The 22,105-nt window shown below is 72.5% G+C and carries 26 protein-coding genes and 1 pseudogene; 10 read left to right on the plus strand and 17 right to left on the minus strand.

Translation table 11 applies throughout. From position 1 onward, the window contains the following. The first annotated feature begins 53 nt into the window (after window positions 1-53). Window positions 54-620 carry a hypothetical protein gene (locus OG439_RS13330; RefSeq protein ID WP_326949693.1) on the plus strand — a complete coding sequence of 189 codons (567 nt, stop codon included), beginning with the start codon at window positions 54-56 and terminating at the stop codon, window positions 618-620. A gap of 36 nt (window positions 621-656) precedes the next feature. Here the strand turns inward: OG439_RS13330 and OG439_RS13335 are convergent, their stop codons facing one another. The 7 genes from OG439_RS13335 to OG439_RS13365 all read right to left on the minus strand — a co-directional run bounded on the left by OG439_RS13335 (window position 657) and on the right by OG439_RS13365 (window position 5,596). Next, complete coding sequence (locus OG439_RS13335) at window positions 657-1,538, minus strand: diacylglycerol/lipid kinase family protein (RefSeq protein WP_326949694.1); 882 nt, start codon at window positions 1,536-1,538, stop codon at window positions 657-659. Beyond that, window positions 1,538-2,512: a twin-arginine translocase subunit TatC gene (gene tatC / locus OG439_RS13340; protein WP_326949695.1), complete on the minus strand. Its 975-nt coding sequence runs from the start codon at window positions 2,510-2,512 to the stop codon at window positions 1,538-1,540. Before tatC ends, OG439_RS13335 begins: the two co-directional genes overlap by 1 nt. 86 nt (window positions 2,513-2,598) lie before the next feature. Next, the gene (gene tatA / locus OG439_RS13345) at window positions 2,599-2,931 is read right to left on the minus strand and encodes a Sec-independent protein translocase subunit TatA (protein WP_326949696.1); all 333 of its coding nucleotides are present in this window, start codon (window positions 2,929-2,931) and stop codon (window positions 2,599-2,601) included. 31 nt (window positions 2,932-2,962) lie between these two features. Next, the gene (locus tag OG439_RS13350) at window positions 2,963-3,175 is read right to left on the minus strand and encodes a bacteriophage holin (RefSeq protein WP_247051880.1); all 213 of its coding nucleotides are present in this window, start codon (window positions 3,173-3,175) and stop codon (window positions 2,963-2,965) included. 9 nt (window positions 3,176-3,184) lie between these two features. After that, complete coding sequence (locus OG439_RS13355) at window positions 3,185-4,165, minus strand: helix-turn-helix transcriptional regulator (RefSeq protein WP_247051881.1); 981 nt, start codon at window positions 4,163-4,165, stop codon at window positions 3,185-3,187. Then, the gene (locus OG439_RS13360; RefSeq protein WP_247051882.1) at window positions 4,162-5,154 is read right to left on the minus strand and encodes a helix-turn-helix transcriptional regulator; all 993 of its coding nucleotides are present in this window, start codon (window positions 5,152-5,154) and stop codon (window positions 4,162-4,164) included. Before OG439_RS13360 ends, OG439_RS13355 begins: the two co-directional genes overlap by 4 nt. A gap of 10 nt (window positions 5,155-5,164) precedes the next feature. Then, the gene (locus OG439_RS13365) at window positions 5,165-5,596 is read right to left on the minus strand and encodes a winged helix-turn-helix transcriptional regulator (RefSeq protein WP_326949697.1); all 432 of its coding nucleotides are present in this window, start codon (window positions 5,594-5,596) and stop codon (window positions 5,165-5,167) included. A 106-nt stretch (window positions 5,597-5,702) separates the two neighbouring features. Between OG439_RS13365 and OG439_RS13370 the strand changes: the two genes are divergently transcribed. From OG439_RS13370 to OG439_RS13380, 3 genes and pseudogenes are all read left to right on the plus strand, one after another. Beyond that, window positions 5,703-6,629, plus strand: a complete 927-nt coding sequence (locus tag OG439_RS13370) for an NADP-dependent oxidoreductase (protein ID WP_326949698.1) — start codon at window positions 5,703-5,705, stop codon at window positions 6,627-6,629. 20 nt (window positions 6,630-6,649) lie between these two features. After that, window positions 6,650-7,348: an SDR family oxidoreductase gene (locus OG439_RS13375; RefSeq protein ID WP_326949699.1), complete on the plus strand. Its 699-nt coding sequence runs from the start codon at window positions 6,650-6,652 to the stop codon at window positions 7,346-7,348. A gap of 40 nt (window positions 7,349-7,388) precedes the next feature. Continuing rightward, window positions 7,389-7,575: pseudogene (locus tag OG439_RS13380) on the plus strand (IS481 family transposase); the annotation flags it as partial. 37 nt (window positions 7,576-7,612) lie between these two features. On the opposite strand, the gene OG439_RS13385 reads toward OG439_RS13380, so the two are convergent. After that, complete coding sequence (locus OG439_RS13385; RefSeq protein ID WP_326951541.1) at window positions 7,613-8,638, minus strand: WD40/YVTN/BNR-like repeat-containing protein; 1,026 nt, start codon at window positions 8,636-8,638, stop codon at window positions 7,613-7,615. 114 nt (window positions 8,639-8,752) lie between these two features. After that, on the minus strand, window positions 8,753-10,111 hold the full coding sequence (pafA, locus tag OG439_RS13390) for a Pup--protein ligase (RefSeq protein WP_247051886.1): 1,359 nt from the start codon (window positions 10,109-10,111) through the stop codon (window positions 8,753-8,755). 143 nt (window positions 10,112-10,254) lie between these two features. Between pafA and OG439_RS13395 the strand changes: the two genes are divergently transcribed. The 3 genes from OG439_RS13395 to OG439_RS13405 all read left to right on the plus strand — a co-directional run bounded on the left by OG439_RS13395 (window position 10,255) and on the right by OG439_RS13405 (window position 13,596). Continuing rightward, window positions 10,255-11,736 (plus strand): bifunctional phosphatase PAP2/diacylglycerol kinase family protein, encoded by a 1,482-nt coding sequence (locus OG439_RS13395; RefSeq protein ID WP_326949700.1) that lies wholly within the window; start codon window positions 10,255-10,257, stop codon window positions 11,734-11,736. Window positions 11,737-11,865: 129 nt separating this feature from the next. Beyond that, on the plus strand, window positions 11,866-13,050 hold the full coding sequence (locus OG439_RS13400; protein WP_326949701.1) for an alpha/beta hydrolase: 1,185 nt from the start codon (window positions 11,866-11,868) through the stop codon (window positions 13,048-13,050). A 42-nt stretch (window positions 13,051-13,092) separates the two neighbouring features. Further along, a complete protein-coding gene (locus OG439_RS13405) occupies window positions 13,093-13,596 on the plus strand; it encodes a hypothetical protein (RefSeq protein ID WP_326949702.1) in 504 nt (167 codons plus the stop codon). 53 nt (window positions 13,597-13,649) lie between these two features. Here the strand turns inward: OG439_RS13405 and prcA are convergent, their stop codons facing one another. The 4 genes from prcA to dop form a co-directional block, all read right to left on the minus strand. Beyond that, complete coding sequence (gene prcA, locus OG439_RS13410; protein ID WP_326949703.1) at window positions 13,650-14,465, minus strand: proteasome subunit alpha; 816 nt, start codon at window positions 14,463-14,465, stop codon at window positions 13,650-13,652. A gap of 58 nt (window positions 14,466-14,523) precedes the next feature. Next, on the minus strand, window positions 14,524-15,378 hold the full coding sequence (gene prcB, locus OG439_RS13415; protein WP_247051889.1) for a proteasome subunit beta: 855 nt from the start codon (window positions 15,376-15,378) through the stop codon (window positions 14,524-14,526). A 145-nt stretch (window positions 15,379-15,523) separates the two neighbouring features. Then, complete coding sequence (locus OG439_RS13420) at window positions 15,524-15,718, minus strand: ubiquitin-like protein Pup (RefSeq protein WP_013226725.1); 195 nt, start codon at window positions 15,716-15,718, stop codon at window positions 15,524-15,526. 86 nt (window positions 15,719-15,804) lie between these two features. After that, window positions 15,805-17,307, minus strand: coding sequence for a depupylase/deamidase Dop (dop, locus tag OG439_RS13425; protein ID WP_326949704.1), 1,503 nt, complete (start codon window positions 17,305-17,307; stop codon window positions 15,805-15,807). Between the two features lie 42 nt (window positions 17,308-17,349). Between dop and OG439_RS13430 the strand changes: the two genes are divergently transcribed. Next, the gene (locus tag OG439_RS13430) at window positions 17,350-17,868 is read left to right on the plus strand and encodes an NUDIX domain-containing protein (protein WP_326949705.1); all 519 of its coding nucleotides are present in this window, start codon (window positions 17,350-17,352) and stop codon (window positions 17,866-17,868) included. Here OG439_RS13430 and OG439_RS13435 read toward each other — a convergent pair. The 3 genes from OG439_RS13435 to OG439_RS13445 all read right to left on the minus strand — a co-directional run bounded on the left by OG439_RS13435 (window position 17,859) and on the right by OG439_RS13445 (window position 19,821). Next, entirely contained in the window at window positions 17,859-18,467 is a 609-nt protein-coding gene (locus OG439_RS13435) for a hypothetical protein (protein WP_326949706.1), read from the minus strand. The two genes, OG439_RS13430 and OG439_RS13435, sit on opposite strands and share 10 nt — an antisense overlap. A 68-nt stretch (window positions 18,468-18,535) precedes the next feature. Then, entirely contained in the window at window positions 18,536-19,474 is a 939-nt protein-coding gene (locus tag OG439_RS13440) for an aldo/keto reductase (protein ID WP_326949707.1), read from the minus strand. A gap of 8 nt (window positions 19,475-19,482) precedes the next feature. After that, window positions 19,483-19,821, minus strand: coding sequence for a hypothetical protein (locus OG439_RS13445; RefSeq protein WP_247051894.1), 339 nt, complete (start codon window positions 19,819-19,821; stop codon window positions 19,483-19,485). 93 nt (window positions 19,822-19,914) lie between these two features. Here OG439_RS13445 and OG439_RS13450 point away from each other — a divergent pair, with 93 nt between their 5' ends. Together OG439_RS13450 and OG439_RS13455 are read left to right on the plus strand one after the other, a co-directional pair. Then, window positions 19,915-20,250: an ArsR/SmtB family transcription factor gene (locus OG439_RS13450; RefSeq protein WP_326949708.1), complete on the plus strand. Its 336-nt coding sequence runs from the start codon at window positions 19,915-19,917 to the stop codon at window positions 20,248-20,250. An 84-nt stretch (window positions 20,251-20,334) separates the two neighbouring features. Continuing rightward, window positions 20,335-21,213, plus strand: coding sequence for a TIGR03620 family F420-dependent LLM class oxidoreductase (locus OG439_RS13455; protein ID WP_442792331.1), 879 nt, complete (start codon window positions 20,335-20,337; stop codon window positions 21,211-21,213). On the opposite strand, the gene OG439_RS13460 is transcribed toward OG439_RS13455, so the two are convergent. Further along, window positions 21,190-22,044: a DUF3626 domain-containing protein gene (locus OG439_RS13460; protein ID WP_326949710.1), complete on the minus strand. Its 855-nt coding sequence runs from the start codon at window positions 22,042-22,044 to the stop codon at window positions 21,190-21,192. The two genes, OG439_RS13455 and OG439_RS13460, sit on opposite strands and share 24 nt — an antisense overlap. Window positions 22,045-22,105 lie beyond the last annotated feature (61 nt).

A 22,105-nucleotide genomic window follows, 5' to 3' on the forward strand; every position in this document is an offset into this window, starting at 1 on the left:
CGAGGGAACCGGTCCGGTGGTTTCGCCGTCGGAGCGGCGATGAGGAGGACGTCGTGACCGCACCCTGTCCGAGCTGTGGGCAGCTGGACCAGGTCCAGCACGTGCCCGCGGTCTACTACGGCGGGCACTCCTACTACCGCGGCCAGGGCCCCACGGTCGCCGTGCCGGCCGGTGACGGTGTCATCTACACCAGCGGCCAGGTGTCCGGGGTGACCGTCACCGGGGTCGCGCGGGCGCTCGATCCGTTCCCGCCCCGGCGCCGCGCCGGCGGGCTCGTCGCGGGCGTGGTGCTGCTCCTGATGGTGGGGAGCTGCTTCCTGTGGCTGCCGTTCTCCGCGGTCGACGACCCTCCCCCGGGCGGCACCGGCGGGCTGGTGCTGGGGTTCGCGCTGCTCGCCCTGCCGTCGGTGTGCGTGTTCGGCGGCGCCGGGACGCTGATCTGGCTCTACGTCCGGCGGGTGCGGGAGTATCGGCGACGGCGGGCCGGGATCCCGGCGGCGCAGGCGCTGTGGGAGCAGGGGTGGTTCTGCCACCGCTGTGGCGGCGTCTACCTGGCGCAGGGGCCGTTGATGGCGCCCGCGCGGTTCCGGGAGCTGGTCGGCGAAGCCGGGGGCTACTGAGCGCCAGCGTCGTCAGGAGATCACTGAGTTAGTTCACTAAGCCAGGACCGTCAGCGCGCCGGGGACGCAGGTGACCGTCACCGGGACCGTGCCCTGGGGTTCGCCGTCGGCGTAGGCGGGCCAGGTGTTGCCCGTCAGGGTCACCGAGCGGGCCCGGAGCGTGCGGACCGCCGGGTGGGTGACATGGTTGCCGGTGCGCAGGCCGGGGAGCATCCGGATGAGGCCGCGGCGGGTCGCGTGGCCGATGACCGTGACGTCGAAGACGCCGTCCTCGGGGTCGGCCGTCGGGCAGATCGGGACGCCGCCGCCGTAGAAGCGGGTGTTGCCGATGGCCACCAGGGTCGCGTCGAGCTCCAGGCGTTCGGTGCCGGTGTCGACGACCACCGGGCGGGACCGGAACGCGGCCAGCTCGGCGAGGATCGCCACGTCGTAGCGGCGCGGGCCGGACGGCCAGCGCATCCGGTTGGCGCGTTCGTTGACGCTCGCGTCGAACCCCGCGCAGAGCACCGTCGCGAACCAGGTGTCGCCGGCGCGGCCCAGGTCGATCCGCCGGCGCGCGCCGGACTTCAGGGCCGCCACCAGGGCCTCGACCGCGGCCATGGCCTCACCGGGGACGCCGAGGGCGCGGGCGAAGTCGTTGCCGGTGCCCGCCGGGACGAGGCCGAGCGCGACGTCGTGGTTCGCGCAGAACTGGACGCCCTGGTGGGCGGCGCCGTCGCCGCCGAGGACGATCAGGACGTCGAGACCCGCGTCGTGCGACGTCCGCATCAGCTCACGGGACTCCTCGACGGAGTTGGCCACGAGGACGTCGAGGCGGTCGACGGCGGTGCGGAGCCGTGCGGCGACCGTGTCCGCGATCCGGGCAGCGGCGCCGTGCCCCGAGGCCGGGTGCACGGCGAGCGCGGCGTGGATCCCCACTACGTGATGTCGTCGGTGCCGGCGGACCGGCCACCGGAGGCGGTCGGCGTGGAGGGCTCGTCGTCGACCTTGCTCGGCGTGTAGTCGAACGGCGCGGCTTCGTCGTCGGCCAGCTTGTCCCAGCCCTCTTCGGACCGAAGCTGATCCTTCTTGCGGTCGTGGAAGCGCGACATCTGGATCGAGATCTCGAACAGCACGGTCAGCGCGGCGGCCAGCCCGAGCATCGAGAACGGGTCCGATCCGGGAGTGGCGAAGGCGGCGAAGACGAACAGCGCGAACACGATGCCGCGGCGCCACTTCTTGAGCTGGACGTACTTGACCACGCCGACGCGGTTGAGCATGACCACCAGCAGCGGCAGCTCGAAGCTGATGCCGAAGATGACCAGCAGCGACAGCATGAACGAGATGTACTTGTCCGCGGTCAGCGCGGTGATGAACTCGCCCTGGCCGAAGCCCATCAGCAGCTGCAGCGCGTGCGGGAACAGGATGTAGGCGAGCACCGCGCCGGAGGCGAACAGCACCGAAGCGAACGACACGAACGTCAGCGCGTACTTGCGTTCCTTGGAGTACAGGCCCGGCGCGATGAACGCCCAGATCTGGTAGAGCCAGGCCGGGGCCAGCAGGACCGCACCGGCGGCGACGCCGACCTTGATCTGGATCATGAACGCTTCGAACGGCACCGTCTGCAGCAGCTGGCAGCCCTGGGCGCCGTTGAGCCGCCGGTCCGCCGGGATCGCGCAGTACGGCGCTTTCATGATCTCGCCGAGCGACGGGACCGGACCCAGCTTGGTGCTGAACCAGATGAACCCGAAGATGCCGCCGATGACGACGGCGAGCAGGGCGAAGCCGAGCCGGCGGCGGAACTCGTAGATGTGCTCGATGAGCGTCATCGTGCCGTCGGGGTTGGCGCGGCGGCTGCGCTTGCGCCGCTTCGTGCCGCGCTTCTCCCCGTTCCCGGAGGCGGGTTCCGCCACTGGAGTTTCCGTTCTCGTCGGTGTCCTTCGGAGCGCGCCGGGCTCGACGCGCTCCGTGGACCAGGGACCGGTGGTGGACTACCCGCTCAGCTGGCGTTCTTCTGCTCGGCGGCGGGCGCCTGCTGCTGCTGCTTCTTCAGCTCGTCGAGCTGCCGCTGCAGGTCGGCGACCTGCTGGTCGGTGGCCGACGGGGCGGCGGGCACAACGGGCGTGACCGGGATCTGCCGGGTCTCGACCGGCTCGGCGTCTTCGTGCGCCGCCGCCTTGTGCTCGCCGGTGAGGTCCTTGGTCTCGGCCTTGAAGATCTTCATGGACTTGCCGATGGACCGGGCCGCGTCGGGAAGCCTCTTGGCCCCGAACAACAGCACGACGACGAGCACCAGGATGATCAAATGCCACGGCTGCAATCCGTTCAGCATGGTGGCCTCCTATCTGCGTCTGGTAGGGATGTTACTGGTTTTCCGGCTTGCGGCGGCGTTGCGCGAAAGCGACGCGCAGCGCTGCCGACCGGGCGCGGACGAGTCCGGCCCGGTCCTGGGTGTTCGTAGCCACCATGCTCGCGGTCTGCTTGAACCCACGCAAGACCCGCGCGGTACGCACCAGCAGGAGCACGAGCAGCAGGAGGCCGACGGCGGCGAGCACGATGGTGGGCAGGTACGGCACGCGGTCAGCCTAGTGGTCGCAGGTTGACGGAAGGTGACGGGCTCGGGCCACCGCGTCGGCGGCGCGGCGGCCGACGTCGGAGGCCAGGTCGGCCGGGCTCTCGACCAGCGCTTCCCCGCTCAGGCCCAGCACGAGGCGCACCATCCAGGACTGGTCGGCGTAGCGCATCCGGATCCGCAGGCGGCCGCCGTCGAGCTCGTCGAGCTCTTCGCAGGGGTAGTACTCGGCTACCCAGCGTGCGTCCGGGTCGAGGACCAGGACGGCCTCCCGCTGATCGGGACGCTCGCGGAAGACACCGTCGGAGATGTCGGTCGGGTGGGCGTGCGCCGGCGGCCGGGACGGCTCGTCGAGCACGGTCAGCTCGTCGATCCGGTCCAGCCGGAACAGCCGGACGCCCTCGGCGCGGCGGCACCAGGCCTCCAGGTACCCGACCGCCTGCACGATGAGCACCCGCATCGGGTCGACCGTGCGCTCGGTGACCTGGTCCTTCGACGCGGTGTAGTAGCGGATCCGCATTGCCTTGCCGGCCTGCAGCGCCCGGGCGACCTCCTCGCGGGTCCGCGCGGTCTTCTTGCCCTCGCGCACGCCGCCGCCGACGACCACCCCGGCCGGCTGGGCCTGCCCGGCGGCGGACTCGATCTTGGCGATGGCGCGGCGGACGGCGTCGCCGTCGACCACACCCGGGGTCTCCCCCAGCGCCCGCAGCGCGACCAGCAGGGCGGTCGCCTCGCCGCCGGTGAGCCGCAGCGGCCGGTTCATCCCGGCGTCGTGGGTGACGACGATCGTGTCACCCTCGAAGGACAGGTCGATCAGGTCGCCGGGGCCGTAGCCGGGCAGCCCGCACATCCAGAGCAGCTCGAGGTCCTTGCGCAGCTGCTTCGGCGTGACGTCGAAGTCCTGCGCCGCCTCGTCCACGCGGATGCCGGGCCGGGCCAGCAGGTAGGGCACGAGCGCCAGGAGCCGGGGCATCCGGTCGCCGGAGCCGCTCATCGGACACTCCCCTGCTGCTGCCGGGCGACGACGGCTTCCAGCCGGTCCTGGACGGTCTTGGCGAGGACGTCGGGCTCCAGCACGACGACGTCCGGGCCCTGCGCGGTGATCCAGTCGGCGGCCGACTCCGGGAAGTAGAGGCCGATCTCGACGAGGTCGCCCTCCTGGCCGTCGACGCTGGAGCGCCCGATGACGGTGCCGCGGCGGCGGACCCCGGCGGCGCGGCCGTCGGCGACCCACAGGCGCGCGGTGGTGACCGGGGCGGGTTCGGACGCGCCGCTGGTGGCCGACACGAGCTGCAGCAGGTTGACGCCCTCGGGCCGCTGCACGGCGCCGGGCTTCCCGACGGGCCGGACCTGGCCGGTGACGCGGGAGAGCCGGAAGCAGCGGGTGGCGCCGCGGTCGCGGTCGTGCCCGACGACGTACCAGCGGGCCTTCCACGACACCACGCCCCACGGTTCGAGGGTGCGCATGATGCGTTCCGGCGAGCCGCTGCGGCGGTATTCGAAGCGCACGGCCTGGCCGTTCTGGACCGCCGCGAGCAGCGGCCCGAACGCCGGTTCGGCGCGCACGCGGGGCTCGACGACGGTCGGGGCCTGGTCGTCGACCTCCAGGCCGGCGGCACGCAGCTTCACCAGTGCGCCCTGGGCCTGCCCGGTGAGCTCCGGCGAGTCCCACAGCCGGGACGCCAGCGCGACCGCGGCGGCTTCGTCGGGGGCGAGGTCGATCTCGCCGAGCTCGTAGTCGCGGCGGGCGATGCGGTAGCCCTCGATGGCGTCGAAGGCGGAGTTGCGGCCGGTTTCCAGCGGGATGCCCAGCTCGCGCAGCTCGGTCTTGTCCCGCTCGAACATCCGGAAGTAGGCGTCGTCGCTGGCCGCGTCGCCGTATCCGGGCACGATGCCGCGAATCCGCTCGGCGGTGAGGAACTGCCGGGTGGACAGGAGGGCCAGCACCAGATTGACCAGCCGTTCGGCGCGTGCGGTGGACACCCGGTAGAGACTAGCCCGCGCCGCCCGGCCCGATCGTGAGGTCCGGCGTACGCGCGTCGTAACCGGCGCGGGCGGTGCTGACCTCGTCGAAGTTGGCCTCGGCCCAGTCCTTGAACGCCGACATCAGCGCGCGGAGGCTTTCGCCAAGCGGCGTAAGGGAATAGTCGACGCGGACGGGAACCGACGGGGTCACCTCGCGGTGCAGCAGGCCGTCACGTTCGAGCACCCGCAGGGTCTGGGTGAGCATCTTCTGGCTCACCCCGGCGATGCGCCGCGAAAGGTCGCTGTAGCGCATCGGGCCGTCACCGAGCGCCACCAGGACGAGGCTGACCCACTTGCCGGCGATCTCGTCGAGCAGCTTCCGGGTCGGGCAGGCGGCGAGGTAGGCGTCGTAGGCGGCCTTTTCGGCCTGCCGCAGCTGTTCCGCCGTGCGCGTGGGCACCGGGCGAACCTCCTGGTACGTGGGGAACCTGCGAGTACGTACTTCCCAATGGAGAGTAGCTCCCCATACGTTCGCGGGGAAGGTCCGATCCGCGAAGGAGCGAAAGATGCGTGCGATGGTGGTCCGCCGGTTCGGCGGTCCCGAAGTGCTGGAGCCCGTCGACGTCCCGGCGCCGGTGCCGGGCCCCGGTCAGGTGCGGATCCGGGTGGCGGCGGCCGCGGTCAACCCGGTCGACGCCGCGACCCGGTCCGGGCTGCTCACCGAGGCCGGGATCATCCCGCCGCGGGACGTGCTCGGCCTGGGCTGGGACGTCGCCGGCCAGGTCGACGCCGTCGGCGCGGGCGCCGGCTTCCGGGTGGGCGACGCGGTGATCGGGCTGCGCGACCGGCTCGCGACGCCGCTCGGCGCCTACGCGGAGCAGATCGTGCTCGACGCGGCCGCCGTCGCCGCCGCGCCGGCCGGCGTCTCCCCCGCCGAGGCGGCGACGCTGCCGCTCAACGCCCTGACCGCGGCGCAGGCGCTGGACCTCGCCGGCACCACCGGGACGCTGCTGGTCACCGGCGCGGCGGGTGCGGTCGGCGGTTACGCCGTCGCCCTCGCGCACGCCCGGAAGCTGCGGGTGGTCGCGGTGGCCGGCCCCGCCGACGAAGCGCAGGTGAGGGCGTTCGGCGCGGACGAGTTCGTGCCGCGCGGGCCGGCGCTGGGCGACCGCGTGCGCGCGCTGGTGCCCGGCGGGGTGGACGCCGTCCTCGACACCGCGCTGCTCGGCCTGGACGCGCTCGACGCGGTCCGCGGCGGCGGCGAGTTCGTCGCCTTCGCCGCGGGCGCCGCGCCGATCCCGCTGCGCGGCGTCCGGGTCCGCGGTGTCTGGATCCGCGCCGACGGCACTCGCCTGGCCGAGCTGGCCCGGCTGGCCGCCGAGGGTGTCCTCCCCCTGCGCGTCGCGGACGTCCTGCCGCTGGCGGACGCGCGGTCCGCTCACGAACGGCTGACCGCGGGCGGGCTGCGCGGCCGTCTCGTGCTGACGCCGTGAATCCTCCCTAGCCTGGGGACATGGATGATCGTGTTCTCCTCGTCACCGGCGCCTCCCGCGGGCTGGGCGCCGCGACCGCCCGGCTGGCCGCCGCGGCCGGCTTCAAGGTCGCGCTCGTGGCGCGCCAGGCGGAGTCCGTCGCGGCCCTCGCGGCCGAGCTGGGCGAAGACCGGGCGCTGGCGCTGGGCGCCGACGTCGCGGACTGGCCGGCCATCTCCGGAGCGGTCACCGAGACCGTGCGGAGGTTCGGCCGGCTCGACGCGGCCTTCGCCAACGCCGGGATCGGCGTCGGGACGTCGTTCTTCGGCACCGCCGACCCCGACCCGACGGCGTGGGAGGAGATGGTCCGCGTCAACGTGCTGGGCGCGGCCTACACCGCCCGCGCGGCGCTGCCCGCCCTGGCGGAATCGACCGGGCACCTGCTGATCACCGGCTCGGTCGCCGGCCGCTACATCCGCAACGCGAGCCTGTACTCGGTGACGAAGTGGGCGGTGACGGGCATGGCCGGGGCGATCCGCGAGGAGGCCGTCGGCACCGGCGTGCGCGTCACGCTGGTCCAGCCGGGCATCACCGACACCGGCATCCTCAGCGACGAGCAGCGCAAGAAGCCGAAGCTGGAGCCGGCCGACATCGCCCGGGCCGTGCTCTACGCGCTGCAGCAGCCACCGCACGTGGACGTCAACGAGATCATGGTCCGCCCGACCGGGCAGGTCCGCTAGTTGTGATGTCCAGGGACGTTGCCCCGGGTTGAATTGAGCGGTAACAGCCTGGCTCGACCTGCCCGCCTCGACCGTGCACGCGGTCCTCGTGCGCAGCCGGGTCAACCGGCTCTCGCGCGTCGACCGGTCACCGGCGAACCGCTGCGCCGCTACGAACACGACACCCCGGCTCGCTGATCCACGTCGACGTCACCGAGTTCGGCAACATCCCCGACGGCGGCGGCCACCCATCACCGGGCTGACCAACCTCCCCGGGCAATACAGCTAACCCAGCCGCGCGACGCGGCCGCCGGCGCCGCTGGCCCAGCAGCTGCCGAGCGCGGTGCAGTCCACGCTGTCGAAGCTGCCGGTGTCGAACGACGTCCAGTGCCGCCCGCCGTCGGGGCTGAGGTCGCTGCCGCCGGGGCCGACGGCCAGGACCGTGCCGCCGCGCCAGGCCAGCCCGGAGCGGTACCCGGCGGGGTACTGCGCCGGGGTGCGCCAGGTGCGGCCGCGGTCGTTCGACAGCGCGACGGCGGGGCCGGGCGCGGTCGGTGCGGCGAAGTCGCCGCCGATGGCGACGCCCTGCCACGGGGTGCGGAAGGCGAGGGCGAACACGCCGGCCGACGGGCTGCTCGGCAACGGCGTGTCCGACGCCGTCCAGTGGCGGCCGCCATCACCGGAGTGCAGAACGCGGGCCGTGGCGCCGCCGCCGGTGGCCAGCCAGGCGTCGAACGGGCCCGCGGTGGTGACGCACTGGCCGCTGGCGGCGAACCCGGCCTCCCCGGGCAGCGCGGGCGGGAAGCCGCTGTCGGGGACCTGCCGCCAGCTGCGGCCGCCGTCGACGGTCGCCTGCATCCGGAACTTCCCGTCCACCGGATCGCTCATCGCGAGCCCGCGCCACGGGTCGAAGAAGGCGAGGCAGTCGTAGAACGCGGCGGCGTCGGTGTTCTGGAACGTCTGGCGCCAGTGCGCGCCGGCGTCGTCGGTCCGGTAGACGCGGGAGTCGGTGCCGGGGCCGATCGACAGGATCACGGCGTGATCGGCGTCGAAGGCCTCGACGTCGCGGAACTCGAGAGTTCCGGTGCCGGGCGGGCCGACGGACCGCCAGCTCCGGCCGCCGTCGACAGTGCGCAGGACCGTGCCCTGGGTGCCACTGACCCACGCGACCCGGCCGCTGACCGCGGACAGCCCGCGGAACTGGGCGGTGACGCCGGTGGCGCTCAGCTCCCACTTCGGCAGGTGCCCTGCGGCCGACGCGGGCACGGCCAGCGCGACCAGGAGACCGAGGACGAGAAGCACCGCACGCAGCACACGCATGGGCAGATCCTGCCGCACCCGCCCGCCGACTTTCGTAGGGTCAAAAGCCGTGAAGGCCTCCTTACCGGCCATAAGAGCCGGTAAGGAGGCCTTCACGGCTTTGGGCTAGAGCGAGCTGATCAGGCGTTCGACGCGCTCGTCGACCGAGCGGAACGGGTCCTTGCACAGCACGGTGCGCTGGGCCTGGTCGTTGAGCTTCAGGTGCACCCAGTCGACGGTGAAGTCGCGCCCGGCGGCCTGGGCGGCGGCGATGAAGTCGCCGCGCAGCTTGGCCCGGGTGGTCTGCGGCGGGGTGTCCTTGGCGGCCTCGATCTCGCCGTCGTCGGTGACCCGGCGGACCAGGCCCTTGCGCTGGAGCAGGTCGAAGATGCCCCGGCCACGGCGGATGTCGTGGTAGGCCAGGTCGAGCTGGGCGATGCGCGGGCTGGACAGGTCCATGTCGTGCTTGTGCCGGTAGCGCTCGACCAGCCGGTGCTTGATCGCCCAGTCGATCTCGGTGTCGATCTTGCCGAAGTCCTGCTGCTCGACCGCGTCCAGCGCCCGGCCCCACAGCTCGATGACCCGGTCGTTCGCCGGGCTGGAGCCGTTGTCCTGGAGGTGCTGCACGGCGCGGGCGTAGTACTCGCGCTGGATGTCCAGCGCCGAGGCCTCGCGGCCGCCGGCGAGGCGCACCTGGCGCCGGCCGGTGAGGTCGTGGCTGATCTCGCGGATCGCCCGGATCGGGTTGTCCAGGGTGAAGTCGCGGAACTGGACGCCGGCCTCGATCATCTCGAGCACCAGGTTCGCCGACCCGACCTTGAGCATCGTCGTCGGCTCGGCCATGTTCGAGTCGCCGACGATGACGTGCAGGCGCCGGTAGCGCTCGGCGTCGGCGTGCGGCTCGTCGCGGGTGTTGATAATCGGGCGCGACCGGGTCGTCGCGCTCGAGACGCCTTCCCAGATGTGCTCCGCACGCTGGGAGAGGCAGTAGACCGCGCCGCGCGGGGTCTGCAGCACCTTGCCGGCGCCGCAGATGAGCTGCCGGGTCACCAGGAACGGGAGCAGGACGTCCGCGATCCGGGAGAACTCACCCGCGCGGGTCACCAGGTAGTTCTCGTGACAGCCGTACGAGTTGCCCGCCGAGTCGGTGTTGTTCTTGAACAGGAAGATGTCGCCGCCGATGCCCTCGTCCGCCAGCCGCCGCTCGGCGTCGACCAGCAGGTCCTCGAGGATCCGCTCACCGGCCTTGTCGTGCGTGACGAGCTGGACCAGGTCGTCGCACTCCGCCGTCGCGTACTCGGGGTGCGAGCCGACGTCGAGGTAGAGCCGGGAGCCGTTCGACAGGAAAACGTTCGAAGAACGGCCCCACGAGACGACCCGCCGGAAGAGGTAGCGTGCCACCTCGTCGGGCGAGAGCCTGCGCTGGCCGTGGAATGTGCACGTGACCCCGAACTCGGTCTCGATGCCAAAGATCCGCCGCTGCATTCCACCAGAGTAAGCGCTGCACCCCCCTCGACGGTGGGCCGTTCGGGCGTCGACACGCCCCCAGTAGGCCACAGACGGTGAAAAGCCCCCGAATCAGGCACGATTGGAGCACATCCCTTGACGTCGCGCGGAAGGCGGACCTCTTGTCACACCAGCTCATCCGGGCGTTCCGGCGGGTCGGCCGGACCGACCGCGCCCTGATGCGCCGCAGCGCCCGCTTGCCGGCCACGAAGGCCGACGACGCGCTGATGGCCCTGTCCCGGTCGGCGAACAAGTCCCGCCTCTGGTGGGTGGTCGCCGGGGGGCTGGCGGTCCGCGCGGGCGCGACCCGTCGCGGCGCGCTGCGCGGCGTGGTCGCCATCGCCGGCGCGAGCGCCGCCGCGAACCTGATCGGCAAGCCGCTCTTCCCCCGCCGGCGCCCGGCCGAAGAAGAGATGCCGATGCACCGCCGCCTGCGGAAACGCCCGACGTCGTCGTCGTTCCCCTCCGGCCACTCCGCCTCCGCGGCGGCCTTCGCGACGGCGGTGGCCATGGAGTCCCCGCGCGCCGGGCTCGTCGTCGCGCCGCTCGCGCTCGCGGTCGCCTACTCGCGCGTCCACACCGGCGTGCACTGGCCCTCCGACGTCGGCGTCGGCCTCGCCATCGGCACCGGCGTGGGCCTGGCGACCCGGCACTGGTGGCCGCTGCACGACGACATCCCGGGCCGCTCCGCCCACGACGCCCACGCCCCGGAGATGGTCGACGGCGACGACATGCTCGTGCTGGTCAACCCCCATTCCGGGGTGAACGGGCAGGACCCGACCGCCGACGTCCGCTTCGCCTGGCCGAAGGCCGAGATCCTCTACCCCGACTTCGAGCAGGACCTGCGGGGCCAGCTCGAGGCCGAGATCGACGCCCGCGGCACCATCCGCGCCCTCGGCGTCGCGGGTGGTGACGGGACCGTCGCGGCGGTCGCCTCGGTCGCCGCCGAGCGGGACCTGCCGCTCGCCCTGATCCCGGCCGGCACGCTGAACCACTTCGCCCGCGACATCGGCGTCCGCTCGATGCCCGACGCCGACGCGGCCACCGAGGTCGGCAACGCCGTCGGCATCGACCTCGGCGAGGTCGGGGTCGAGGGGCCCGACGGCCCGGCGCACCGCTGGTTCGTCAACACCGCGAGCCTCGGCGGCTACCCGGAGATGGTCCGGCTGCGCGAGAAGCTGCAGGAAAAGCACCCGAAGTGGCCCTCGGCCGCGATCGCGCTGACCCGGACGCTGCGCAACGCCAAGCCGCTGACCGTCCGGCTCAACGGCAAGCTCACCCAGGTCTGGCTGTTGTTCGTGGGCAACGGCACGTACGCGCCGAAGGGGTTCGCCCCCAGCAGGCGGCCCGCCCTCGACACCGGCCTGCTCGACGTCCGCTACCTGCGTGCCGACCTGCCGTACTCCCGCGCCCGGTTCCTGCTGGCCATGGTCACCCGCAGCCTCGCGGCCAGCCACGTCTACCAGGAGCTCGACGTCGCCGAGCTGGACGTCGAGCTGCTCGACGGCCACCGCCGCGTCGCCACCGACGGCGAGGTCGGCCCGCTCGGCAACCGGTTCCGCTTCAAGTCCCGCCCCAGCGCGCTCACCATCTACCGCCTTTAATCTGCGTTTACTTTCTCTCAACGAACCCACAGCGTCCCCTGGCTAGCGTCAAGATCGAGATGCGGGCCCTCCTGCCCGCAGCCAGGGGACGAGTGGGGTTTCGATGCGGTGGCACGCGGCGTGGTGCGGATGACCCCGCAGGTCGCGGTGGATCCGGTGCTGCCGGGCGACATCACCGCCCGCGCCCGTGATCTCGGGCCGTTCGAGTCGCCGTTCATCTGGCTCGCCTTCGCCACCGCCGCGGTCGCGGTGCTCGCCGCCGTGATCGCGCTCGCGCACCGGCGCCGCCTCCGCCGCTGGGGGTTCACCGCCTTCGGCGTCCTCGTGCTGCTGGCGGCGGTCACGGCGGTGAACAGCTACGTCGGATACGTGCGCACCTCCGACGACCTCGCCCGCCTGCTCCAGCGCGGCCCCGGCGTCGTCAACCTCGCCGGCCGCCTGCTCGACGACGACCGGGAAGCCCCGGAATCCGAATCCGAGCCGGCGCCCCACGGCGGCAGCGGCGTCGCGGCCGCCGGCCAGAAGATCGACGTCGTCCCGCTGCCCGACCCCGCGCACGGCGTGCCGTCGGGCAGCAACTACGTCATCCTGCCGGCCGGGTACGGCGACCCGGCCAACGCCGCCCGCCGCTACCCCGTCGTCTACCTGATCCACGGCTACCCGTTCGGCGGCCCGCGCGACTGGCTGACCTCCGGTGACGCGCCCGGCACCCTCCAGGCCCTGCAGCAGGCCAACGTCATCGCCCCGATGATCGTGGTCAGCGTGGACATGACCGCCGGCGTCCCCAGCACCGACTGGGAGTGCCTCGACGTCCCGGGCGGCCCGCAGCTGGAGACCTACCTCGCCCGCACCGTCGTCCCGGCGATCGACAGCCGCTACCGGACGCTGGCCGACCGCGCCCACCGCGCCCTCGGCGGCATGTCCGGCGGCGGCTTCGGCGCGCTCAACATCGGCCTGCACCACGTCGACGAGTTCGCCACCCTGGTCATCGCCCTGCCCTACGACGACCTCAACGACTCCGTCGGCGTCCTCGGCGGCGACCAGGCCGCCATCGCCGCCAACACCCCGCGCCGCTACCTGCCGACGATGAAGTTCCCCGCCCCGATCTCGGTGATGCTGGCCGTCGGCACCGGCGCGCCCACCGACGTCACGACCGCCCACCGCATCGCCGACGCCCTGCACGCCCGCGGCCAGGAGGCGGTCGTCCACGCCGAACGCGGCTTCAACCACACGTGGCACACCGCCCGGGCCACGCTGCCGTACCTGCTGGCCTTCGCCGACCAGACCTTCCGGCAGCCGTCCGCGGCGTCCTGAAGGCCGGGACGGGTCCCGGCACACCCCGCCTACGGTCACCGGGTGCGCCTCGGTCGCCTGGTTCTCGCCCTGTCCGCGGGACTGGCCGTCTCCGCGTGCGGAACACCGGACCCGCTGCCGTCCCGAGCCGTCCTGCTGGACGAGTACACCCGGTCGACCGCGGTCAAGAACGACCGGTTCACCGGCACCGGTTCGAGCGAAGCCCGGCTGCTGTTCCTCCGGGCGAACTACCGCCTCGAACGCCTCGACAGCGTGGTGCTGGGCGCGTTCCCCTGCGGCGACGGCAAACCGCCGAGCCCGCTGCCCTCCGACAAGCGCAAGGGAGGATTCGCGGCGTCAGCACGAGAAGCCGCGCAGCCCGCCCGCGGCCAGCCGTTCGTGGGCGGACCGCGTGTCCGCCCACGGCTCGGTGGACTTCACGGGCGGACCCCGCAGGCCATCGGTCGTCACCGGGCACACCCTGTCGACCTGCCATGGTGGCTGCTGGGCGGGAACGTCACCTTCGTCCTCGTGCTCACCGCCCTCTTCGGCTCCGGCGCCACCTGACCGCGGACGCGAAAACGGGGCGCGGTCACCGACCACGCCCCGTTTCGTACGGACTACTCGCCTTCGGGCTTCTCCGGCTCGTCACCCTGGGGGTCCGGCACCGGCAGCAGCGCGTCCAGCGCCGTTCCCGTCAGGCGGCGGAACGCGCGCCGCGGGCGGTCGCGGTCCAGGACCGCCACCTCCAGCTTGATCGGCGGGTCCGTCTCGCCGTTGCCGTTGGCCGACGCACTCGCCGCCGCCGACGAGGACGAAGAGGACGACGACGAGCCGGCCGACGACGTCGTCGCCGCGGCGGGCTGGATCGGCGTGCGCAACGCCGTCACCGCCACGCCGAGGGCCGCCTGCAGGTCCAGGCCGTCTTCGAACGTCTCCTTCAGCTTCGTGACGATCTTGTCGGCCTGGCCGCCCATCACGATGAACTGCGGCTCGTCGAAGATCGAGCCGTCGTAGGTCAGCCGGTACAGCTGGTCCTCCGCCGCGCTCGCGCCGACCTCCGCCACGCAGACCTCGACCTCGAAAGGCTTCAGCTGCTCGGTGAAGATGCTGCCCAGCGTCGCCGCGTACGCGTTCGCCAGCGCCCGCGCGCTCACATCACGCCGGTCGTACTGGTAGCCCTTGAGGTCCGCGTGCCGGATCCCGGCGACCCGCAGGTTCTCGAACTCGCTGTAGCGCCCGACGGCGGCGAAGCCGATCCGGTCGTAGATCTCGGACACCTTGTGCAGCGTCGCCGACGGGTTCTCCGCCACGAACAGCACGCCGCCCGCGTACTTCAGCACCACCACGCTCCGGCCGCGCGCGATGCCCTTGCGCGCCAGCTCGGAACGCTCCCGCATCAGCTGCTCGGGAGAGGCATACAACGGCATCGTCACGGTGTGCGCTCCAGGTCTTTCGGTGTTCCATCGTTCACTGGTTCAGCTCCGGCCCGCGTCAGGACAGCCGACGCTGCTGGCGCTCGATCCGCCCGGCGATCACGGCCTCCGCCACGGCGGCGGTCTCCGACTCCGGCAGCTGCACGGCGCCGTGCTCGGCGGTGATCGTCACGACGGACGGGAAGATCCGGCGCACCAGGTCCGGCAGGCCCGAAGCGGTGTCGTCGTCCGCCGCGTCGTACAGCGCCTCGACAGCCACCCGCGTGGCGTTCTCGACGTCGGCGTCCGGGTCGTGCAGCTTCTTGAGCGCGGATTTCGCGAACAGCGAACCCGAGCCGATCCCGGCGTACCCGCCGTTCTCCTCGTAGCGCCCGCCCGCGGCGTCGTACGAGACGATCCGGCCGGCGTGCCGCGCGTCCTCGGCCTCCAGGTCGTAGCCGACGAAGAGCGGGATCGCGGCCAGCCCGGCCATCGCCATCTCGAGGTTCGCCTTGACCATCCCGGCCAGCTTGTTCGTCTTGCCGTCCAGCGACAGCGAAACGCCCTCGATCTTCTCGTAGTGCGCGAGCTCCACGGCGTAGAGGCGCACCATCTCCACGGCCAGCCCGGCCGTGCCCGCGATGCCCACCGCCGAGTACTCGTCGGTGACGTGCACCTTCTCCATGTCGCGGCTCGCGATCAGGTTCCCCGACGTCGCCCGCCGGTCACCCGCGATCAGCACTCCGCTCGCGAAGGTCAGCGCGACGATCGTCGTCCCGTGCGGCACGCCCAGGTCGCCCGCACCACCGGACATCCGGCGCTCCGGAAGCAGTTCCGGCGCCTGCACCCGCAGGAAGTCGGAAAACGACGACGTCGCCGACGAGAAGTACGCCCCCGGCAGAGCGGGACCCGAGATGCCCCTGGTGTTGTCCATACGTGCTCAAAAATCCCATCTGTGCGGGCCTTGGCGGCCGTGGCCCCGCGTTCGGCGACCCCGGCCCGCACGGACCACGGTCACCACCACGCGGAACCCCCGGCCGCCGGCTGAACGGTCGGCAAGGGCGCGAACGCCCGAGCGGCTACTCGCCGCCCTTCTGGACGTAGGCCCGGACGAAGTCCTCGGCGTTCTCCTCCAGCACGTCGTCGATCTCGTCGAGGATCGTGTCGACGTCCTCGCCGAGCTTCTCGCGCCGTTCCTGACCCGCCGCGCCGGTGTCGTCGAACTCCTCGTCGGAGTCGCCGCCGCCGTGCTTTTCGATCTTTTCCTGGGCCATCTCGCCTCCCGGTGTGGCTGATGTTTCCTAGCCTACCCAGCGACCCCGACATTCGGGGTCACCGCCGCGATCCGCGTGCGTACCGCCTAGTCCGAACCGGTGAGTGCCTCCACCAGCTCCTCCGCCGTCGCCGCGTTGTCCAGCAGCTTGCCGACGTGCGCCTTGGTCCCGCGCAACGGCTCCAGCGTCGGGATCCGCACCAGCGACTCCTTGCCGACGTCGAAGATGACCGAATCCCAGGACGCCGCCGCGATCGAGCTCGCGTACTTCTCCAGCGCCCGGCCCCGGAAGTAGGCCCGCGTGTCCGACGGCGGCGTCGTGACGGCGGCCAGCACCTCTTCCTCGGTCACCAGCCGCTTCATCGAGCCCCGCGTGACCAGCCGGTTGTACAGGCCCTTCGCCAGCCGCACGTCCGAGTACTGCAGGTCCACCAGGCGCAGCCGCGGCGCGCCCCAGGCGAGGCTGTCCCGCTGGCGGTACCCCTCCAGCAGCCGCAGCTTCGCCGGCCAGTCCAGCCGGTCCGCGCACTCCTGCGGGTCCCGCGCCAGCGCGTCCAGGATCTCGCCCCAGACCCGCAGCACCTCCTTGGCGGCCTCGTCCGCGCCCGTGCGCTCCAGGTTCTGCGAAGCGATCTCGTGGTAGGCGAACTGCAGGTCCAGGCCGGTGTACTTCTTGCCGTTGGCCAGCGACACCTGCGCCTTGAGCGTCGGGTCGTGGCTGATCTGGTGCACGGCCTTGACCGGCTCGTCCAGCTTCAGGTCGTCGAACCGGATGCCGGACTCGATCAGGTCGAGCACCAGGGCCGTCGTGCCGACCTTGAGGTAGGTCGAGTACTCGGACATGTTCGCGTCGCCGATGATGACGTGCAGCCGCCGGTACTTGTCCGCGTCCGCGTGCGGCTCGTCGCGGGTGTTGATGATCCCGCGCTTCAGCGTCGTCTCCAGGCCGACCTCGACCTCGATGTAGTCCGCACGCTGGGAGAGCTGGAACCCGGCCTCTTCGCTCTGCTGCCCGATCCCGACCCGGCCCGACCCGGTGAAGACCTGCCGCGACACGAAGAACGGCGTCAGCCCGGCGATGATGGCGGTGAACGGCGTCGAGCGCGCGCAGAGGTAGTTCTCGTGCGTGCCGTAGCTGGCGCCCTTGCCGTCGACGTTGTTCTTGTACAGCTGGAGCGGGGGCTGCCCGGGCACGGACGCCGCCTTCAGCGCCGCCTCCTCCATCACCCGTTCGCCGGCCTTGTCCCAGATGACCGCGTCACGCGCGTTCGTCACCTCGGGCGCCGAGTACTCCGGGTGCGCGTGGTCGACGTACAGCCGCGCGCCGTTGGTCAGGATGACGTTCGCCGCACCCAGGTCCTCGACGTCCGGGTCGTGCCCCGGCCCGCCCGGGCCGGTCAGGTCGAACCCGCGCGCGTCCCGCAAGGGGGACTCCACCTCGTAGTCCCACCGGGCCCGCCGCGCTCGCGGGATGTCGGCCGCGGCCGCGTAGGCCAGCACGACCTGGGTCGAGGTGAGTACCGGGTTCGCCGTCGCGTCGCCCGGCACCGAGATGCCGTACTCGACTTCGGTTCCCATGATCCGCCGCATGTCCACCACCCTACGGGGTAGGCCTAGTGGAACGATGCACCCATGCCAGGCAGTGACGAACTCGTTGCCCTCTATGACCAGGCCGGCTCCGTCGTCGGCTCGACGCTGCGCAGCCGCCTCCGCAGCGAGGGCCTGTGGCACGCCGCCGGCGTCGTGCTGGTCCGTTCGGGTGACGGAAACGCGGTCTACATGCACCTCCGGACCCCCACGAAGGACGTGTTCCCGTCCACCTGGGACTGCTGGGCCGGCGGGGTCGTCGCCGCCGGCGAGTCACCGGCCGAATGCGCTCGCCGTGAACTGGCCGAAGAACTCGGCGTCCACGGGGTGGAACCCGTTCCGCTGTTCACGAAGGTGTACGACGACGGCCGCAACCGCTGCCACAACTTCGCCTTCGAGGTCCGCTGGGACGGCCCGATCCACCACCAGGCCGAAGAGATCGTCGAAGGCCGCTGGCTCCCGCTCGACGAGCTGCGCGCCTGGGTCGACGACCCGGCACCGGCACTCCCGTTCATCCCCGACGGCCGCGAAGGCGTCCAGGAGTGGTTCCGCCGCTACTGCTGAGCCGCCGGCGCCGTCAGCTTCGCCGCCATCGCGGGCAGCAGCCGCTTCGCCGCGTCGATCGCCCGCGATTCAGTGCTCGCCGAAACGGTCAGCCCGGACACGAGCGTGCCCCGCGCCAGCAGCACGGTGCACGTCTTGCCGTCGCACCAGGCCCGCTGACGCTCGACGCCCGCCTGGGCCGGGACGTCCACGGTGTGGCCGGTGCACTGCGCGTTCGCCACGATGTCGCCGGCCGAGCCGTCCGGGTACGCGGCGACCCGGTGCCGCAGCACCGAACCGCTCGGGTACCGCCAGCTCGCGGTCCGGCTGGTCGCCGACACGTCGTCCGTCAGGCAGCCCGACGCCGCGCCCGAGCCGGGCTGCACACCCTCTTCGGCGACGTCCTGATCGGACAGCAGCGCCCGCTCCGCGAGCAGTCCGGGGTCCGGCGCCGCCTGGGTGACCGGAGCCGCCTTCGGGGCCGGCGCCAGGGCTTCCGGCGTGGGCGCCGACTGCGTGGCCGACGAGACTGGATCGTCGTAGTACGTCTCGAGGTTGTTCGGGTCGGGGCCGTCGCACCCCGTGAGGCCGACCAACGCGACCGCGGCCAACGCAACCACCTGGCGATGACGCACCTGCTCCGGCCCTCCCGTAGTCCGACTGTGACTGCGCAGAGTAGTGCAGCCGGTCAGTCCCAGCCCAAAGAGGACCGGTGTCGCCAGTAGTCCCCCGCATCCTCCGCCAGCCCGGCCAGCGCGGCTTCCTCGTCGGTGCTCAGGGAAAGCATGGTGGCGCGCAGGTTCGCCTCGAGCTGCGGCGCGCTCGCCGGGCCGATGACCGCCGCGCCGGCCCAGTCGTTCGCCAGCACCGCCGCCACGGCGACCGCGTCCGGCCCGGTCCCGTGCGCCGCGGCGATGTCGAGCAGCGCCCGCGGCGCCTCGACCGCCAGCCGGCCGTTGGCCAGGGTTTCCTTGACCAGCACCCGTTTCCCGGCCGCGTGCGCCGCGGCCAGCGCGGGCCCCGCCGACGGCTCGAGGAGGTTCCACGTCGACTGCACCGACGAGAACACCGGCCGGCCGGCCACTTCCAGCGCGAACGCCCGCTCGATCGCGGCCGCCTGCGCCGGCCCCGACGTCGAGAACCCGACCGCGACGCCGTTCGCCGCCAGCTCCGCCAGCGCCTCGATCAGCGGCTCGTCGGTGAACAGCGGACTGTCCACAGTGAGCGAATGGACCTGGTAGAGGCTGACCCGGTCCCCCAGCAGCGCCAGGGTTTCCGCCCACTGCGCGGCGAACCGCGTCGCCGAGTGCTCCTTCACCTCGTGCACCTCGGCGTCGAGCCGCCAGCCGCCGACGTAGGCGTAGCCCCACTTGCTGGAGACGACGACGTCGCGGTGCCCGCGCTCGTCGAGCCAGCCGGCGAGGAACTCCTCCGAGCGCCCGTAGGACCGGGCGACGTCGACGTTGCGGATCCCCGCGGCGTAGGCGCCGTCGAGCACCGTGAACGTCGCGGCCCGCATCGACGCGACGTCCCGCACGGCCGGCAGCGCCCCGTCCCGGCCCAGGTTGATGTACGCGGGCCGGCCCAGCGCCGCCAGGCCGAGCGCGATGCGATCCACGCGATCCATGGGGGTACTCATCCGTTCTGCTTGTGCCGGAGGATGGCGAGCCACTGGCCGGCGGTCTGGGCCTGGCGGTGGAGCTTCTCGAGGCGGGCGGCCGGGGCCCGCACGTAGCCCTTGCCGAAGACCGGCGCGATCTGGCGCAGGCTGGCGCCGCCTTCGCGGGCGGCGAGCAGGGCCCAGTCGGAGGCGTCGGCGCAGGCCGCGGAGGCGCGGCGCAGCTCGCCGAGGATGTCGATGAGCTCCTGCGGGCCGACCTCCCCCGCTTCGACGGTGGCGGCGGTCGTCTCCAGCCAGGCCATGACGTCGGCTTCGGTGATGGGCGCGCGCGGCCGCCCGGTTTCTTCGCTCACAGCCGTGAAGTATAGGTCGTTATACGCCAAGGTCCGGGGACCCACGCGCCGATGTCGCATCGGAGTGTCGCGATGTGATCTACCATCGGAGAGGTGACGACGCGCGCCGAGGCCCCGCCGGAGGTCGAGCAGTTGCTCGACGTGTTCAAGGCGCTCGCGAACCCGGTGCGGCTGCGGATCCTCGGCTGGCTGCGGGATCCGGAGAAGAACTTCCTCGAGCAGCGCGGGGCGATGGTGGTCGACGAAGGGGTGTGCGTGACGCACATCCAGGAGAAGGCCGGCCTGGCCCAGTCGACCGTCTCGGCCTACATGGCGTCGCTGCAGCGCGCCGGGCTGGTCCGCGCGACGCGGCTCGGGAAGTGGACGCACTACCGCCGTGACGAAGAGCGGATCGCCCGGATCGTCGAGGTCCTCGGCCACTCGCTCTGACCACTCCCCTCCCCCGATGAGTTCCTGACGGTTGACTCATATCGAAGTTCTGCGATACTTCGATGCATGACCGCGATCGACAACATGCCCCTGGGGCGCTACGGGATCTGGACGTTCGACTTCGAGGACCAGCCGGCGAGCCTGGCCCGCGACACCGCGCAGGAGCTGGAAGACCTCGGCTGGCGGGCGGTCTGGATCCCCGAGCGCGACGGCCGGGAAGCCCTCACCCACGCCGGTTTCCTGCTTGCCTCGACCCGGCGCCTGGCCGTCGTCAACGGGATCGCCCAGATCTGGTCCCGCGAGCCGCGGTGGACGCGCGGCGCGGCCCTGCTGCTGGCCGACGCCTACCCGGACCGCCACCTGCTCGGTCTCGGCTTCGGCGCCGGGCGTCCCGGCACGACCAGCCCGCTGCGGGCGATGAACGACTACCTCGACGCCCTGGACACGGCCACCAACGCCAATCCCGCACCCGCCGCGCCGATGCGGCGCGTCCTGGCCGCGTACGGCCCGAAGATGCTCGAACTGGCCCGCGACCGCTCGGCCGGCGCCCACACCTACCACGTGACGCCGCGGCACACGGCGCAGGCGCGCGAGATCCTGGGCGAGCGCCCGTTCCTCGGCGTCGAGCACGCCGTCCTCTTCGAGACCGATCCGGCGCGGGCGCGCGAGATCGCCCGGGAGCACCTGCACCCCTACCTGACGCAGCGGTACAACGTGGCCAAGTTCCTCCGGCTCGGCTACACCGAAGCCGACATCGACGGCGGCCGCGGCAGTGACCGGATCGTCGACGACCTGGTGTTCTGGGGCGACCTCGACACGATCGCCTGCCGACTGGAGGAGCACCTCGACGCGGGCGCCGACCACGTCGGCGTCCAGGTCGTCGGGATCGAGCCCGGGCAGTCCGCGCTGCCGCACTGGCGGCGGCTGGCCGAGGCGCTGCTACCCGTCGGCGCCGTCGCGTAGCCCGAACCGCGCGGTGCAGTGCCAGACGCGCTTGAGGATCTGCGGATCGTGCGCGCCGGCCCGCACGGCGTCGCCGATGACGCGGGCGTCCAGCCACCCGTCTTCGGCGATCTCCTCGCCGGCCCGCACGACGTCCTCGCCGCGGAAGTCCGCGTGCTCGGCGAGCACCGCGACGGGCAGCCGGAAGCCGTGGTGCCACGACGTCGGGAACGGCAGCGCGGCGGCGGCCGCCTCGACGTCGGTCCCCCGGAACGCCGGGTCCAGCACCAGGGCCGCGACGTCGGTGTCCAGCCGGAGCGGGCCGTGCACGTGGGCCTCGACGTAGTCGTCGAGGACGTCCGCCGGCGCCTCGTCGGCGAGGGCCACCAGCGACATGTGGCCGGCCGTGCCGAAGTCGGCGGGCTCGCTGAAGCTGTCCGGGTAGCAGAAAGTCGTCCGCCGCAGCACGTCGCGCTTCAGCCGGAAGTGGGCCGAGCCGAACCGGACCGAGCCGCCGGCCGGGCGGCGGCGGTGGTTCAGCGCGCCGTACTTGGGCCGCCCCGACGGCGGCCCGTCGTCGTAGGCGCCGCCGAAGATCCGGTGCTCCCAGCGCCAGCGGTCGCCGCCCGGGTGGGCGGTCAAGCCGCCGTTGCTCGTGCCGGTCTCGAACTGCGAGCGGTAGACGCCGTCGTCGGCCAGGTGCCGCAGCAGCGGCACCCCGCCCACCAGCCGGTCCGGGTGGAAGTGCACGGTGACGTCCAGGTCCGCGGCGAGCGGCGGCCCCGACACCAGGCCGGCGACGTGCGCGAGCGCCCGCCGCCACGGCGGTTCTTCGTCGTTCGTAGCCCCCACGGGCTTGATCCTACCCCGGCGGTATAGGTCGTTATACACACGACGACGTCCGAAAATCGCT

Source organism: Amycolatopsis sp. NBC_01307, from assembly GCF_035975215.1.
Classification (GTDB): Bacteria; Actinomycetota; Actinomycetes; order Mycobacteriales; family Pseudonocardiaceae; genus Amycolatopsis.

Bases quoted from the DNA above. Each gene is read 5' to 3' on its own strand.
- tatA (WP_326949696.1), bottom strand. From the start codon at position 2,931: ATGCTGAACGGATTGCAGCCGTGGCATTTGATCATCCTGGTGCTCGTC.
- OG439_RS13355 (WP_247051881.1), bottom strand. From the start codon at position 4,165: ATGAGCGGCTCCGGCGACCGGATGCCCCGGCTCCTGGCGCTCGTGCCC.
- OG439_RS13370 (WP_326949698.1), top strand. From the start codon at position 5,703: ATGCGTGCGATGGTGGTCCGCCGGTTCGGCGGTCCCGAAGTGCTGGAG.
- OG439_RS13375 (WP_326949699.1), top strand. From the start codon at position 6,650: ATGGATGATCGTGTTCTCCTCGTCACCGGCGCCTCCCGCGGGCTGGGC.
- pafA (WP_247051886.1), bottom strand. From the start codon at position 10,111: ATGCAGCGGCGGATCTTTGGCATCGAGACCGAGTTCGGGGTCACGTGC.
- OG439_RS13400 (WP_326949701.1), top strand. From the start codon at position 11,866: ATGACCCCGCAGGTCGCGGTGGATCCGGTGCTGCCGGGCGACATCACC.
- prcB (WP_247051889.1), bottom strand. From the start codon at position 15,378: ATGGACAACACCAGGGGCATCTCGGGTCCCGCTCTGCCGGGGGCGTAC.
- OG439_RS13420 (WP_013226725.1), bottom strand. From the start codon at position 15,718: ATGGCCCAGGAAAAGATCGAAAAGCACGGCGGCGGCGACTCCGACGAG.
- dop (WP_326949704.1), bottom strand. From the start codon at position 17,307: ATGCGGCGGATCATGGGAACCGAAGTCGAGTACGGCATCTCGGTGCCG.
- OG439_RS13430 (WP_326949705.1), top strand. From the start codon at position 17,350: ATGCCAGGCAGTGACGAACTCGTTGCCCTCTATGACCAGGCCGGCTCC.
- OG439_RS13440 (WP_326949707.1), bottom strand. From the start codon at position 19,474: ATGGATCGCGTGGATCGCATCGCGCTCGGCCTGGCGGCGCTGGGCCGG.
- OG439_RS13455 (WP_442792331.1), top strand. From the start codon at position 20,335: ATGCCCCTGGGGCGCTACGGGATCTGGACGTTCGACTTCGAGGACCAG.